The 12,269-nt window shown below is 67.7% G+C and carries 14 protein-coding genes; 12 read left to right on the top strand and 2 right to left on the bottom strand.

Annotation, left to right across the window (positions count from 1 at the left end; translation table 11 throughout):
• The first annotated feature begins 162 nt into the window (after window positions 1–162).
• The 3 genes from ACJASC_RS12535 to der are packed head-to-tail and all read left to right on the top strand — an operon-like array spanning window position 163 to window position 3,695.
• Window positions 163–834, top strand: a complete 672-nt coding sequence (locus tag ACJASC_RS12535; protein ID WP_415146340.1) for a hypothetical protein — start codon at window positions 163–165, stop codon at window positions 832–834.
• Between the two features lie 56 nt (window positions 835–890).
• A complete protein-coding gene (locus ACJASC_RS12530) occupies window positions 891–2,195 on the top strand; it encodes a PQQ-like beta-propeller repeat protein (RefSeq protein WP_415146339.1) in 1,305 nt (434 codons plus the stop codon).
• Between the two features lie 48 nt (window positions 2,196–2,243).
• Window positions 2,244–3,695: a ribosome biogenesis GTPase Der gene (gene der / locus ACJASC_RS12525; RefSeq protein WP_021693063.1), complete on the top strand. Its 1,452-nt coding sequence runs from the start codon at window positions 2,244–2,246 to the stop codon at window positions 3,693–3,695.
• Between the two features lie 81 nt (window positions 3,696–3,776).
• Here der and ACJASC_RS12520 read toward each other — a convergent pair whose 3' ends face one another.
• Both ACJASC_RS12520 and serS read right to left on the bottom strand, forming a co-directional pair.
• Window positions 3,777–4,481: a hypothetical protein gene (locus ACJASC_RS12520; protein WP_415146338.1), complete on the bottom strand. Its 705-nt coding sequence runs from the start codon at window positions 4,479–4,481 to the stop codon at window positions 3,777–3,779.
• Between the two features lie 67 nt (window positions 4,482–4,548).
• Window positions 4,549–5,847: a serine--tRNA ligase gene (gene serS / locus ACJASC_RS12515; RefSeq protein WP_415146358.1), complete on the bottom strand. Its 1,299-nt coding sequence runs from the start codon at window positions 5,845–5,847 to the stop codon at window positions 4,549–4,551.
• 196 nt (window positions 5,848–6,043) lie between these two features.
• Here serS and yajC point away from each other — a divergent pair, with 196 nt between their 5' ends.
• Genes yajC through ACJASC_RS12470 form a run of 9 tightly spaced genes read left to right on the top strand, consistent with a single transcriptional unit; the run spans window position 6,044 to window position 12,143 of the window.
• Window positions 6,044–6,328, top strand: coding sequence for a preprotein translocase subunit YajC (yajC, locus tag ACJASC_RS12510; RefSeq protein WP_021693066.1), 285 nt, complete (start codon window positions 6,044–6,046; stop codon window positions 6,326–6,328).
• Between the two features lie 37 nt (window positions 6,329–6,365).
• Window positions 6,366–8,027, top strand: a complete 1,662-nt coding sequence (secD, locus tag ACJASC_RS12505) for a protein translocase subunit SecD (RefSeq protein WP_415146337.1) — start codon at window positions 6,366–6,368, stop codon at window positions 8,025–8,027.
• A gap of 1 nt (window position 8,028) precedes the next feature.
• The gene (gene secF, locus ACJASC_RS12500; RefSeq protein ID WP_415146336.1) at window positions 8,029–9,000 is read left to right on the top strand and encodes a protein translocase subunit SecF; all 972 of its coding nucleotides are present in this window, start codon (window positions 8,029–8,031) and stop codon (window positions 8,998–9,000) included.
• A 57-nt stretch (window positions 9,001–9,057) separates the two neighbouring features.
• Window positions 9,058–9,411, top strand: a complete 354-nt coding sequence (locus ACJASC_RS12495; RefSeq protein ID WP_021693069.1) for an Mth938-like domain-containing protein — start codon at window positions 9,058–9,060, stop codon at window positions 9,409–9,411.
• Window positions 9,408–10,028, top strand: coding sequence for a heme ABC exporter ATP-binding protein CcmA (ccmA, locus tag ACJASC_RS12490; protein ID WP_415146357.1), 621 nt, complete (start codon window positions 9,408–9,410; stop codon window positions 10,026–10,028). Before ACJASC_RS12495 ends, ccmA begins: the two co-directional genes overlap by 4 nt.
• Entirely contained in the window at window positions 10,025–10,681 is a 657-nt protein-coding gene (gene ccmB / locus ACJASC_RS12485) for a heme exporter protein CcmB (RefSeq protein ID WP_021693071.1), read from the top strand. Before ccmA ends, ccmB begins: the two co-directional genes overlap by 4 nt.
• A gap of 46 nt (window positions 10,682–10,727) precedes the next feature.
• A complete protein-coding gene (ccmC, locus tag ACJASC_RS12480) occupies window positions 10,728–11,471 on the top strand; it encodes a heme ABC transporter permease CcmC (RefSeq protein WP_415146335.1) in 744 nt (247 codons plus the stop codon).
• Window positions 11,471–11,614, top strand: coding sequence for a heme exporter protein CcmD (gene ccmD / locus ACJASC_RS12475; protein ID WP_045319742.1), 144 nt, complete (start codon window positions 11,471–11,473; stop codon window positions 11,612–11,614). Before ccmC ends, ccmD begins: the two co-directional genes overlap by 1 nt.
• Window positions 11,607–12,143 (top strand): DsbE family thiol:disulfide interchange protein, encoded by a 537-nt coding sequence (locus tag ACJASC_RS12470; protein ID WP_021693074.1) that lies wholly within the window; start codon window positions 11,607–11,609, stop codon window positions 12,141–12,143. Before ccmD ends, ACJASC_RS12470 begins: the two co-directional genes overlap by 8 nt.
• Window positions 12,144–12,269 lie beyond the last annotated feature (126 nt).

Here is a 12,269-nt window from a genome sequence, read left to right as displayed (position 1 = left end):
AGCATGCGGCATGTCGCACGACCGGGCGGCAGCGTTCGAAGGCGGCGGGCGGGACTTGTCCCTGCGCCCGGCTTCACGATAAGACGGGCGCGATCGACCACGGCGCCGAGACCGGTGCGCATCCGACACGGCGCCACGGCGCAATCCCAGGGGGACCAAGGCGTGAGCAATCCCGACAGCTTCATCGACGAGGTCAGCGAAGAGGTCCGCCGCGAGCGGCTCTTTGTTCTGTTGCGGCGCTACGGCTGGATCGGCATCCTTCTGGTCCTCGTGATCGTGGGGGGCGCTGCCGGCTATGAGTGGCGGCAATCGCGCCTCGCGGCGCAGGCGCAGGCGCGCGGCGACGCGCTTCTGGCGGCGCAGGTCGAGGCCGACGCCGAGACGCGCACCGCGGCTCTGGCCCGGATCGCGCAGGAGGCCCCCGTCGCGGTCGTGCCCGCCCTCACCCTCGCGGCCGAACAGGTCGCGGCAGGTGATGGCACGGCGGCGGTGGCCACGCTTGACGCGCTGGCGGCCAATGGCGAGGTGCCCGAGATTTACCGCGATCTCGCGGCGTTCAAATCCGTGCTGATCGACGCCGATCGCACACCTGAGGACCGGCTTCTCGCGCTCGAGGCGCTGTCGGTGCCGGGCGCGCCGTTTCGGATGCTGGCTCTGGAACAGATCGCTCTGGTCCAGCTTGGCATGGGCGAACGCGAGCCCGCGCTCGAGCGTCTAGCCGCGATCCTCGAGGATGCCGAGTCGTCGGGGGACTTGCGCGATCGCGCGGCAAGCCTGATGGTCGCTCTGGGCGAGACGCCTGACTCCGTGACCGGGGCGGCGGACGCGCAATGACCGACAAGCGGCCGGGACAGGCCGCGCAAAGACAAGATATGGGGCGAGGGGCAGTCATGCGGCGCAGCGGAGTGATCGGAGCAGGGGCCTTGGCCCTCCTTGCGGCCTGTGGCCAGCCGGACGAACGGCTGCCCGGCACCCGCATCGGCGTGGACCTTCCGGGCGGCGCCGCGGCGGCAGGCGGCACCGCCGTGCCGCTGGCGCTTATCGCGCCCGTGCAGAACGCCGATTGGCCGCAGCGCGGCGGCGGGGCGGATCGCGACATCGCGCATCCGGCCCTTGGGGCTGATCTGGCACCCTTGTTCCGCCTGGCGATCGGGGCCGCCGAGACCCGTCGCGCCCGTATCACCGCCGAGCCGGTGGTCGCGGCGGGCCGCGTCTTTGCCATGGATGCGCAGACTGGCGTTTCAGCCTTCACAACCGGCGGTGCGACTCTGTGGCGCCAAAGCCTGATCCCCGCGAGCGACGCGGCCACCGACGCCTCCGGCGGCGGTCTGGCGACGGATGGCGCGCGGGTCTATGCGACCACCGGCTACGGCGAGCTCGTGGCGCTTGATGCGGCCAGTGGCGCGCGCCTGTGGACCCAGGATCTCGGCGCGCCGGGCGCGGGCGCCCCGGCAGTCGTGGGTGACATGGTCTATGTCGTCGCGCGCGATGGTCAGGGCCTCGCAATCGATGCAGCTTCGGGCCGCGTGCGCTGGCGGGTATCGGGCGTCGAGGACGTCTCGCGCTTCGATGGCGGCGCCGGCCCGGCAGTGAGCGGCGATCTTGCCGTCTTTCCCTTTGCTTCCGGCGAAGTCATCGGCGTCTTTCCCGAAGGTGGGCGGTCGCGCTGGTCGTCGGTCGTGGCCGGACGCCGCCCCGGAAGGGCATCGGCCCTGACCGTCAGCGGCATCTCCGGCGATCCGGTAATCGAGGATGGCCGGGTCTATGTCGGCAACGCCTCGGGGCGGATTTCCGCGCTCGACGGCTTTACCGGCGAAACGATCTGGAGCGCCGCCGACGGCGCGCTCGGTCCCGTCGTTCCGGCGGGCGACGCCTTGTTCTTGATCAACGACATCGGCCAGCTTCAGCGTCTTGATGCTGCGACCGGCACGACCGTGTGGCGCACCGATCTTCCCCAAGGCGAAGCGGCGGGTTTCCTGCGCCGTGATCGTCCCACCGCCCATTACGGCCCGATTCTCGCCGGTGGCCGCCTGCTCATCGCCTCCTCCGACGGGGTGATCCGGCAAGCGGATCCGGTCTCGGGGCGGCTGTTGGGCGCGCTGCCGCTCGAAGGCGGCGCCGCTTCGGCACCGATCGCGGCGGGGGGGGTGCTCTACGTCGTCACCACCGATGGCGCGCTTGCCGCTTTCCGTTGACGCGCAATCGGTGTATGGGGCGCAATTCCGTACGCGAAAGACCCTGAGATGAGCTTCACCCTCGCCATCGTCGGACGGCCCAATGTGGGCAAGTCCACGCTGTTCAACCGCCTTGTCGGCCGCAAGCTGGCGTTGGTGGACGACCAGCCCGGCGTGACCCGCGACCTGCGCGAGGGCCCGGCACGTCTGGGCCCGTTGCGCTTCACCGTGATCGATACCGCCGGTCTCGAAATCGCCACCGACGAAAGCCTGCAGGGGCGCATGCGCCGCCTGACCGAGCGCGCCGTCGACATGGCCGATGTCTGCCTGTTCATGATCGATGCCCGCGCGGGTGTCCTTCCCGCCGACGAGATCTTTGCCGACATCCTGCGCAAACGTGCCAAGCACGTGATCCTCGCGGCCAACAAGGCCGAGGGGCGCGCGGGTCAGGGCGGGCTGATCGAGGCCTATTCGCTTGGCCTCGGCGAGCCTCTGGGCCTGTCGGCCGAGCATGGCGAGGGCATGAGCGAGCTTTTGTCGATGCTCGAGCCGCTCGCGGGCGAGTTCGAGGCGCGCGCCGAGGAAGACGCGCCGGTGATGGATGTCGACGTCGACGAGGAGGGGCTCACCGACGAAGACGCGCCCTTCGCCCCCACCAAGGAGCGCCCGCTTCAAGTCGCGGTGGTGGGGCGTCCCAATGCGGGGAAGTCAACGCTGATCAACAAGATCCTCGGTGAGGAGCGGTTGCTCACCGGCCCCGAGGCCGGGATCACCCGCGACGCCATCTCTCTCGCCATCGACTGGAACGGCACGCCGTTCCGGATCTTCGACACTGCGGGCATGCGCAAGCGTGCCAAGGTGCAGGAAAAGCTCGAGAAGATGTCAGTCTCGGACGGGCTGCGCGCGGTGAAATTCGCCGAGGTCGTGGTGGTTCTGCTCGACGTGGACATCCCCTTCGAACAGCAGGACCTGCGCATCGCCGACCTCGCCGAGCGCGAGGGCCGGGCAGTCGTCATCGCGGTCAACAAGTGGGACCTCGAGGACGAGAAGCAGGACAAGCTCAAGACCCTCAAGGAAAGTTTCGAGCGGCTCTTGCCGCAACTGCGCGGCGCACCGCTGGTCACCGTCTCGGCCAAGACCGGGCGCGGCCTCGACCGCCTGCACGATGCGATCCTGCGCGCCCATGCCGTCTGGAACAGTCGCATCTCCACCGCGCATCTCAATCGCTGGCTTGTCGGCATGCTGGAGCAGCACCCGCCGCCCGCACCCGGCGGCCGGCGCATCAAGATGCGCTATGCCACGCAGGTCAAGACGCGCCCACCCGCCTTCGTGGTGATGACCTCTCATCCCGATGCGGTGCCCGAGAGCTATTCTCGCTATCTCGTCAATGGGTTGCGGAGCGACTTTGACATGCCCGGAACGCCGATCCGGTTGTTCCTGCGCGATCAGGGCAAGAAGAACCCGTTCCAGAACCGCAAGAAGGCCCAGCCCTCCAAGCTGCGAAAGCACATGAAGGACTGATCTGAAGAGAGCGCCGCAAGGCGCTCTTTTTATTCAAGTAACCGGCTTGGGGTCAGCGTGGACGCATGGGTCTCTCAAACCTCATGACGATACCCGGCGCGCCAGCGCCAGAGCGCCGAGGACCGCCGCGAGACTTGCCAAGGCAACGACGCCCGGCACGTTGAACCCGTTCGCCACCACGATGGCCATCAACGCCCACGCCACGGTCAGCCCGTAGGACGCCGCGCGGGGGCGATGCGACTGCACCGCGAGCGCCAGCAGCGTCGCGAGAATGATGCAGAGGATCGCCCAGCCTGTCTGATTCATCACAAGGCCGTACCCCGCCGCAGTGGAGCCCAGTGACACGAAGCTCGCCGCCGATAGCCAGCCTGCGAAAATGCCGTAGGGCACCCGGGCGAGCCAGACGTCGCGCTCCGGCGCCATCAGGAACGCGCCGATCGCGCCCGCTGCCATGATGAAGATCGTGATCGTCGCCCAGATCGCGCTTGCGTTCGCGATGGCGAGCCAAGGCGTGCCGATGCCAAGCGCCATCAGCAGCGGCAGGCGGGCGCGGCGCCAATCCTCGGCACGGGGGCGCTTCCTGACGCCATAGGCGGCGGAGACGATCAGCCACAGGTAGATCAGCCCCCAGATCGAGAAGGCCCAGCCCGCTGGCTGCACCGGCGGGTCGATCTGCGGGACCGGTAATTGATCGGCGGTGAAACCGGTGAAGGGAGAGGTTACCAGCGGCGCGGCCGCAAAGGCGACGGAGAGGGCGAGCACGCCCCATGCGATGAGGGTTTTCATGACCCCACTACGCACCGCGTCGCCCGGTGGTTCAACCGGGTGGCGCGCAAATCCTCGGGCGTGACGTTCAGTCGCGGACCAGTTCGCCCGTGGCCGAAAGCCGAGTGCGCCCGCCGAGGTAGCCGTGCAGCACCTCGGGGAGCGTCACCGAGCCGTCCTCTTCCTGCCCGTTCTCCAGCACCGCGATGAGCGTGCGGCCCACCGCGAGGCCGGAGCCGTTGAGCGTGTGCAGGAATTCGGGCTTGCCGCCGCCCTCGGGGCGGAACCGCGCGTTCATGCGCCGGGCCTGGTAATCGCCACAGGTCGAGATCGAGCTGATCTCGCGGTAGCGGTCCTGACCGGGCAACCAGACCTCGATGTCATGGGTCCGCCGCGCGCCAGCACCCATGTCGCCCGCGCAAAGAAGCATCGTTCTGTAGGGCAGGCCCAGCTTTTCGAGGATCGCCTCGGCGCAAACGGTCATGCGTACATGCTCGGCCTCGGACTGGTCGGGGTGCACCACCGAAACCATCTCGACCTTCTCGAACTGGTGCTGGCGCAGCATGCCCGACGTGTCGCGCCCGGCGCTGCCTGCCTCGGAGCGGAAGCACTGCGTGTCGGCGACATAGCGGCGCGGCAGGTAGCTTTCCTCGACCATGCAGTCGGCCACGAGGTTGGTGAGCGTCACCTCGGCGGTGGGGATGAGCCACCAGCCGGTCGTGGTCTGGTAGCTGTCCTCGCCGAACTTCGGCAACTGACCGGTGCCGATCATCGCCTCTTCCTTGACCAGAACCGGAGTCATGGTCTCGGTCAGCCCGTGTTCCTCGACATGGGTGTCGAGCATGAACTGCGCCAGCGCCCGGTGCAGCCGCGCCACACCGCCCGACAGCACCACGAAGCGCGAGCCCGAAAGCTTGGCTGCCGCTTCGAAGTCCATGCCGTCCCGTACCGCCGGAAGCTCGTAATGCTCCTTGGGGGCATAGTTGAACTGGCGCGGCGTGCCGTGGCGCTTCATTTCGACGTTGTCGTCCTCGTCTTGTCCGGGGGGGACGTCGTCATAGGGCAAGTTGGGGATCGTCAGCAGCAGTTCGCGCAGGCTCGCATCCTCGGCCTGTGCCTCGTCGTTCAGGCGCGCGATCTCGGCCTTCTTTTCGGTCACCAGCGCGCGCAGCCGCTCGAACTCGGCTTCGTCGCCGCGCCCCTTGGCCGCACCGACCTCCTTGGAAGCGCGGTTCTGCTCGGCCTTGGCAGTCTCGGCGGCGTGGATCTTGGCCCGGCGCGCGTCATCGAGCGCCAGGATCTGCGACGACATGCCAGACACCCCACGGCGGGCCAGGGCGGCGTCGAAGGCGTCGGGGTTGTCGCGGATGGCGCGGATGTCGTGCATTGTCTCGTCCGTCATAGGGGGTTTCACGGCCCAAGGGCCGCGCCCATATGGACCGAATTGGTCGGGCTTGTGAACCGCCAAACCGGCCCGCCACGTCGCCGGGGGGCGCGGTTGCCAATCACTGGACCCGGCAGTAGGGTGCCGCGACTTTTTCAAAGGCGTGAGAGCACGCCCCGGACCGACATAAAGGACCGCCATGCAAGGCATCGAATCCCTCATCCCGCTGATCCTGATTTTTGCGATCATGTGGTTCTTCCTGATCCGCCCGCAGCAGAAGAAGCTGAAGGAGCACCAGAAGATGGTGGCGGCGCTGCGCCGGGGCGACCAGGTGATTACCCAGGGCGGGCTGATCGGCAAGGTGGTCAAGGTCCGTGACGACAACAACGAGGTCGAGGTCGAGATCGCGCAGGGCGTGAACGTCCGCGTGGTCCGTTCGACCATCGCCGCCGTGACCTCCAAGACCGAACCGGCCAAGGCCTGATCCCTCCGATCCGGCCCCGCGCCAGAGGACGAACGACATGATGCACATCCCCACCTGGCGCCGGGTCCTGATCTGGCTAGTCTGTCTGGGCGGGCTGTTCTTCGCGCTGCCGAACCTGTTTTATGACAGGGTCGAGACCGCGAACGACGCCCGTGCCGTGATCGAGACCGGGCAGACCGACGCCGAATTGCAGGCCGATGCGGGCCTCTGGCCCGAATGGATGCCCTCGGGGCTCGTCAATCTCGGCCTCGACCTGCGCGGCGGCGCGCATCTGCTCGCAGAGGTGCAGGTCGAAGAGGTCTATGCCGCGCGCATGGAGGCCTTCTGGCCCGAGGTGCGCGACGCGCTGGCGGCGCAGCGTGACACGGTGGGTTTCGTCACCCGCGAGGAGGGCGATCCGTCCGAGCTGCGCGTGCGCATCTCCAACGCCGATCAAGCGGCGGCGGCGCTCGAGATCGTGCGCGGTCTCGCCACCCCGGTGGCGAGCATCACGGGGGCGGGCGCCAATGACATCGACGTGCGCGCTGAAGGGGCCGAGATCGTCGTCACGCTGAGCGAGGCCGAGCGCGTCGCCACCGACGATCGCACCATCCGCCAAGCGCTCGAGATCGTGCGTCGCCGGATCGACGAGGTCGGCACCCGCGAGCCCACGATCCAGCGCCAGGGCGAGGACCGCATCCTGATCGAGGTGCCGGGCGTCGGCTCGGCCGAGGAGGTCAAGGAGATCATCGGCACCACCGCGCAGCTGACCTTCCAGCCGGTCGTGTCGCGGACTTCCGACGCTAATGAGAGCGCGGGGCCCAACAACGAAATCCTGCCCTCGCTCGACGAGCAGGGAGTGTTCTACGTCCTCGAGCGCAATCCGGTGGTCTCGGGCGAGGAGCTGGTCGACGCCCAGCCCGCCTTCGATCAGAACGGACGCCCGGCGGTGAACTTCCGCTTCAACCCGACCGGCGCGCGGGCCTTCGGCGACTACACGGCCGAGAACATCGGCTCGCCCTTCGCCATCGTGCTCGACGAGGAGGTGATCTCCGCCCCCGTCATCCAGAGCCACATCCCTGGCGGCTCTGGCATCATCACCGGCAACTTCACGGTCGAGGAGTCGACCCAGCTCGCGGTGCTGCTGCGGGCCGGGGCGCTACCCGCGGGCTTGGAGTTCCTCGAAGAGCGGACCATCGGCCCCGAGCTCGGCGCCGACAGCATCGAGGCCGGCAAGCTCGCCGCCATCGTCGGCGCGCTCGGCGTCGTGGTCTTCATGGTCGCAAGCTACGGGCTGTTCGGCGTTTTCGCCACCGTGGCGCTGACCTTCAACATGATCCTGATCTTCGCGGTGCTGTCGATCCTCGGGGCCACGCTGACGCTGCCCGGCATCGCCGGCATCGTGCTGACCGTCGGCATGGCGGTGGACGCCAACGTGCTGGTCTACGAGCGTATCCGCGAGGAGCTCAAGACCGCGCGCGGCCCGGCCCGCGCCATCGATCTGGGTTACGAAAAGGCGCTCTCGGCAATCCTCGACGGCAACGTGACCACGCTGATCACCGCGCTCATCCTGTTTCTCGTGGGCTCCGGTCCGGTGCGTGGCTTTGCCATCACCCTCGGCCTCGGCATCCTCACCTCGGTCTTCACCGCGATCTTCGTGACGCGGCTTCTGATCGTGATGTGGTTCGAACGCCGCCGCCCCAAAACCATCGAGGTCTGACATGCGGCTGCGCATCGTTCCACAAGACACCAAGATCGACTTCTTCCGGGCCGCCAAGATCACCTTCGGGGCCTCGGTGTTGGCGATGATCGCCAGCATCGTGCTGTTCTTCGTCATGGGGCTGAACTTCGGCATCGACTTTCGCGGCGGCACCACGATCCGCACCGAAAGCGAAAGCGCCATCGACGTCGCAGCCTATCGCGACGCCATCGCACCGCTGGAACTGGGCGACGTGGTGATCACCGAGGTCTTCGATCCCTCCTTCGGCGACGACAAGAACGTGGCCTCCGTGCGCATTCAGGCGCAGGACGGGACCGAGGCGGTCAGCGCCCAGACCATTGCTGCCGTGGAGACGGCGCTGCAGGGAGTTGATCCGACGATCACCTTCCCCTCGGTCGAGAGCGTCGGGCCCAAGGTGTCGGGCGAACTGATCCAGTCGGCGATCCTCGCGGTTCTGGGCTCGCTCGTCGCGATCCTGTTCTACATCTGGCTGCGCTTCGAATGGCAGTTCGCGGTCGGCGCCCTCGCGGCGCTGGTGCATGACGTGGTGCTCACCATCGGCATCTTCGCCGCGATCCAGATCAAGTTCGACCTCGCGATCATCGCGGCCCTGCTGACCATCGTCGGTTATTCGATCAACGATACCGTGGTCGTCTTTGACCGGGCGCGCGAGAACCTGCGCAAGTTCAAGACCATGCCGCTGCGCGACCTGCTCAACCTTTCGGCCAACGAGACGCTGAGCCGGACAGTGATGACCTCGGGCACGACGCTTCTGGCGCTTCTGGCGCTTCTTGTGCTTGGTGGCGACGTGATCCGCGGCTTTGTCTTCGCGATCTTCTGGGGCGTGATCGTCGGCACCTACTCCTCGATCTACGTTGCCAAGAACATCGTGCTGATGCTCGGCGTGAAGCGCGACTGGGACAAGAAGGACGACCCCAAGGCGGGAACGCAGTTCGCGAATATCGACGCCTGATCCGGCGGTGCCGTCGGATCTGCGTATCTGTGGAATGTTGAAGGGGAGGACGCGCCCATGCGGCTGACCGAGATCGATTACGACGACTCGATGCCCATCGACGGCTACGGCCCGGGCTTCTTCCGGATCGGCGGCAAGGTGATCGAGGGGGCGGTAACTCTCGCCCCGACCGGGCTGAAGGCCTGGGGCGGCTATGAGGATTTTGATGCGGTTCTGGCATTGGCCGGGCGCATCGACGTGCTCTTCGTCGGCACCGGAGCCGAGATCGCCCATGCACCGCGCGCCTTCCGCGACCGGCTGGAGGAGGCGGGCATCGGTGTGGAAACCATGGCGACCCCCGCCGCCTGCCGCACCTACAACGTGCTTTTGTCGGAAGGGCGGCGCGTCGCGGTCGCGCTGCTGCCGGTCTGAGCGACCTCGCGGTCACCGATCTCGCGGTGGAGCGCGGCGGCATGCCGGTGCTCACCGGAGTGTCGTTCCGCCTCGCGCCGGGGCAGGGGCTGGTGCTGCGCGGGGCCAACGGCATCGGCAAGACGACGCTGCTGCGCACCATCGCCGGGCTGCAGCCACAGCTTTTGGGCAGCATCGAAGGCGCCGGTGAACGGGCGGGCTACGCCAGCCACGCCGACGGCATCAAGCCCGCGCTGACCGTGACCGAGACGCTGCAATTCTGGGCCGATCTCTATCGCAGCACGTTGCCTGAGGAGGTATTTGATCTCTTCGACCTCGCCGATCTGCGCGACCGATCGGCGGGCACGCTTTCGGCCGGGCAAGGACGCCGTCTCGGTCTCGCCCGCCTCGCGGTGATCTCGCGCGAGGTGCTGCTGCTCGACGAGCCCACCGTCTCGCTCGACGCCTTTTCGGTCAAACGTTTCGCAAGCTTCCTGCGCGATCATCACCTCGCGCGAGGCGGCATCGCTGTCATCGCCACCCACATCGACCTCGGCCTCGACCTGCCCGAGATGGACCTCACGCCCTACCGTGCCGCCCCCGAGGCACGGGGCGGCTCGGACGAGGCGTTCCTGTGAGAGCACTTCTCGCGCGCGACCTGCGCCTCGCAGTGCGCGCTGGCGGCGGCTTCGGCCTCGGGTTGGCATTCTTTCTCATCGTCGTGGTTCTGGTGCCGTTCGGCGTCGGGCCGGAGACCGCGATCCTCGCACGTATCGCGCCGGGCATCCTATGGGTGGCGGCACTGCTCGCAGCGCTTCTCTCGCTCGACCGCATCTTCGCGCTCGATCACGAGGACGGCTCGCTGCCGCTCTTGGCCACCGCGCCGCTGCCGCTGGAGATGCTGGCGCTGGCCAAGGCGCTGGCGCATTGGATCACCACGGGGCTGCCGCTCGTCGTCGCGGCCCCGCTCTTGGGTGTGCTGTTGCACCTGCCAGGGGCGGCGATGCCATGGCTTCTGGTTTCGCTGGCCCTCGGCACCCCCGCGCTTTCGCTCATCGGCACCTTCGGCGCGGCGCTCACGGTGGGGCTGCGCCGGGGTGGGCTGCTCATGTCGCTCATCGTGCTGCCGCTCTACGTGCCGGTGCTGATCTTCGGCGCCGAAGCGGCGCGGCGCGGTGCCGAGGGGCTGCCCGCCGCGACGCCGCTGCTGTTGCTGGCGGGCATCGCGCTGGGTTGTGCGGCGCTGCTGCCATTTGCCACGGCCGCCGCGCTCAGGGTCACGCTGCGTTGACCCTTTCGAGCATTGAGCCGCGCCGCGGGCCGGGATAGGAAAAGCCATGTCGATCTGGTCCTATGCCAATCCGAGGAAGTTCCTCGACACCACCGCCCCTTGGGTGCCGTGGCTTATGTGGCTCTCCGCCGCCGTTCTGGCAGTCGGGCTGGTCTGGGGCTTTTTCTTCACGCCCGAGGCCGAGCGCTTCGGCTCTTCGGTCAAGATCATCTATCTGCATGTGCCCTCGGCGCTCATGGCGATCAATGCGTGGCTGATGATGCTCGTGGCTTCACTGATCTGGCTGGTCCGCCGTCACCATGTGAGCGCGCTGGCGGCCCGGGCGGCCGCGCCGATCGGCATGGTGATGACGCTGATCGCGCTCGTCACCGGCGCGATCTGGGGCCAGCCGATGTGGGGCACATGGTGGGCCTGGGACCCGCGGCTGACCTCGTTCCTGATCCTGTTCCTGTTCTATCTCGGCTACATCGCGCTTTGGGCTGCGATCCCCGACCCCGACAGCGCCGCTGACCTCACTTCGGTGCTCTGCCTCGTCGGCTCGGTCTTCGCGATCCTGTCGCGTTATGCCGTGAACTTCTGGAACCAGGGTCTGCATCAGGGCGCCTCGCTGTCGCTCGACAGCCAAGAGAACGTGGCTGACGTATTCTGGCTGCCGCTTCTGGTATGCATGGCAGGCTTTGTGTTGCTCTTCGTGAGCTTGGTGCTGCTGCGCACCGGCACGGAGATCCGCGCCCGCCGCATCGTGGCGCTGCGGGCCCGCGCCCGCCGGGCCGAACCGGTGCGCGCATGATGGATCTGGGGAAATATGCAGCGGAGGTGATCTCGGCCTGGGGCATCAGCCTCGCGCTTCTGGGCGGTCTCGTCTGGTGGACCATCGCGCGCGACCGCAAGGTCAGGGCCGAGCTTGAAAGGACCGAACGCGACCATGGCTAGGATCTCGCCGCTCATCATCCTGCCGCCTGCGATCTTCGCGGCGCTGGCCGGGCTCTTCGCCGCCGGTATGCTGCGCGACAACCCCGATGAGCTGCCTTCGGCGCTGATCGGGCAGGCGGCTCCGCTCACCGAGACCGGCACCCTGCCGGGGCGCACGCCCTTCGATCCGGCGGTACTGGCAGATGGTGAGGTCAAGCTGGTGAACTTCTGGGCCAGCTGGTGTGCGCCCTGCCGGGTCGAACATCCGAATTTCGAGGCGCTGGCCGAGGACGGCCTGCCGATCTACGGCATCAACTACAAGGACGACGCGGCGAACGCGAATGCCTTTCTCGAAGAGCTGGGCGACCCCTATGTCGCGATCGGCACCGATGATGGCCGTGTGGCGCGCGACTGGGGCGTCTACGGCGTGCCGGAAACCTTCGTCGTCGATGGCGAAGGCCGGATCGTCGAGCGCATGGCGGGACCGGTGACCCAGCGCGCGATCCGCGACCGACTCACTCCCGCGCTTGAGCGGGCGGCGGCGAACTAGGGTTGGCCTCGCAGCCAACCAGTTTCAGAAGATGGACGACAGGTTCCCGGCGCATTCATGCGCCGGTCGGACGAGTTTGAACGCCTCGACCCCCGGCTCCTGGGGCGCGGAACAAAACGCCATTTT

This window comes from Limimaricola cinnabarinus (genome assembly GCF_047631075.1).
Taxonomy (GTDB): domain Bacteria; phylum Pseudomonadota; class Alphaproteobacteria; order Rhodobacterales; family Rhodobacteraceae; genus Limimaricola; species Limimaricola cinnabarinus.
This window is presented reverse-complemented; position numbering and strand designations above follow the sequence as displayed.

Excerpts from the sequence above, each read along its gene's own strand:
- ACJASC_RS12530 (WP_415146339.1), top strand. The coding sequence starts at position 891 with ATGCGGCGCAGCGGAGTGATCGGAGCAGGGGCCTTGGCCCTCCTTGCG.
- der (WP_021693063.1), top strand. The coding sequence starts at position 2,244 with ATGAGCTTCACCCTCGCCATCGTCGGACGGCCCAATGTGGGCAAGTCC.
- ACJASC_RS12520 (WP_415146338.1), bottom strand. The coding sequence starts at position 4,481 with ATGAAAACCCTCATCGCATGGGGCGTGCTCGCCCTCTCCGTCGCCTTT.
- serS (WP_415146358.1), bottom strand. The coding sequence starts at position 5,847 with ATGCACGACATCCGCGCCATCCGCGACAACCCCGACGCCTTCGACGCC.
- yajC (WP_021693066.1), top strand. The coding sequence starts at position 6,044 with ATGCAAGGCATCGAATCCCTCATCCCGCTGATCCTGATTTTTGCGATC.
- secD (WP_415146337.1), top strand. The coding sequence starts at position 6,366 with ATGATGCACATCCCCACCTGGCGCCGGGTCCTGATCTGGCTAGTCTGT.
- secF (WP_415146336.1), top strand. The coding sequence starts at position 8,029 with ATGCGGCTGCGCATCGTTCCACAAGACACCAAGATCGACTTCTTCCGG.
- ACJASC_RS12495 (WP_021693069.1), top strand. The coding sequence starts at position 9,058 with ATGCGGCTGACCGAGATCGATTACGACGACTCGATGCCCATCGACGGC.
- ccmC (WP_415146335.1), top strand. The coding sequence starts at position 10,728 with ATGTCGATCTGGTCCTATGCCAATCCGAGGAAGTTCCTCGACACCACC.
- ccmD (WP_045319742.1), top strand. The coding sequence starts at position 11,471 with ATGGATCTGGGGAAATATGCAGCGGAGGTGATCTCGGCCTGGGGCATC.
- ACJASC_RS12470 (WP_021693074.1), top strand. The coding sequence starts at position 11,607 with ATGGCTAGGATCTCGCCGCTCATCATCCTGCCGCCTGCGATCTTCGCG.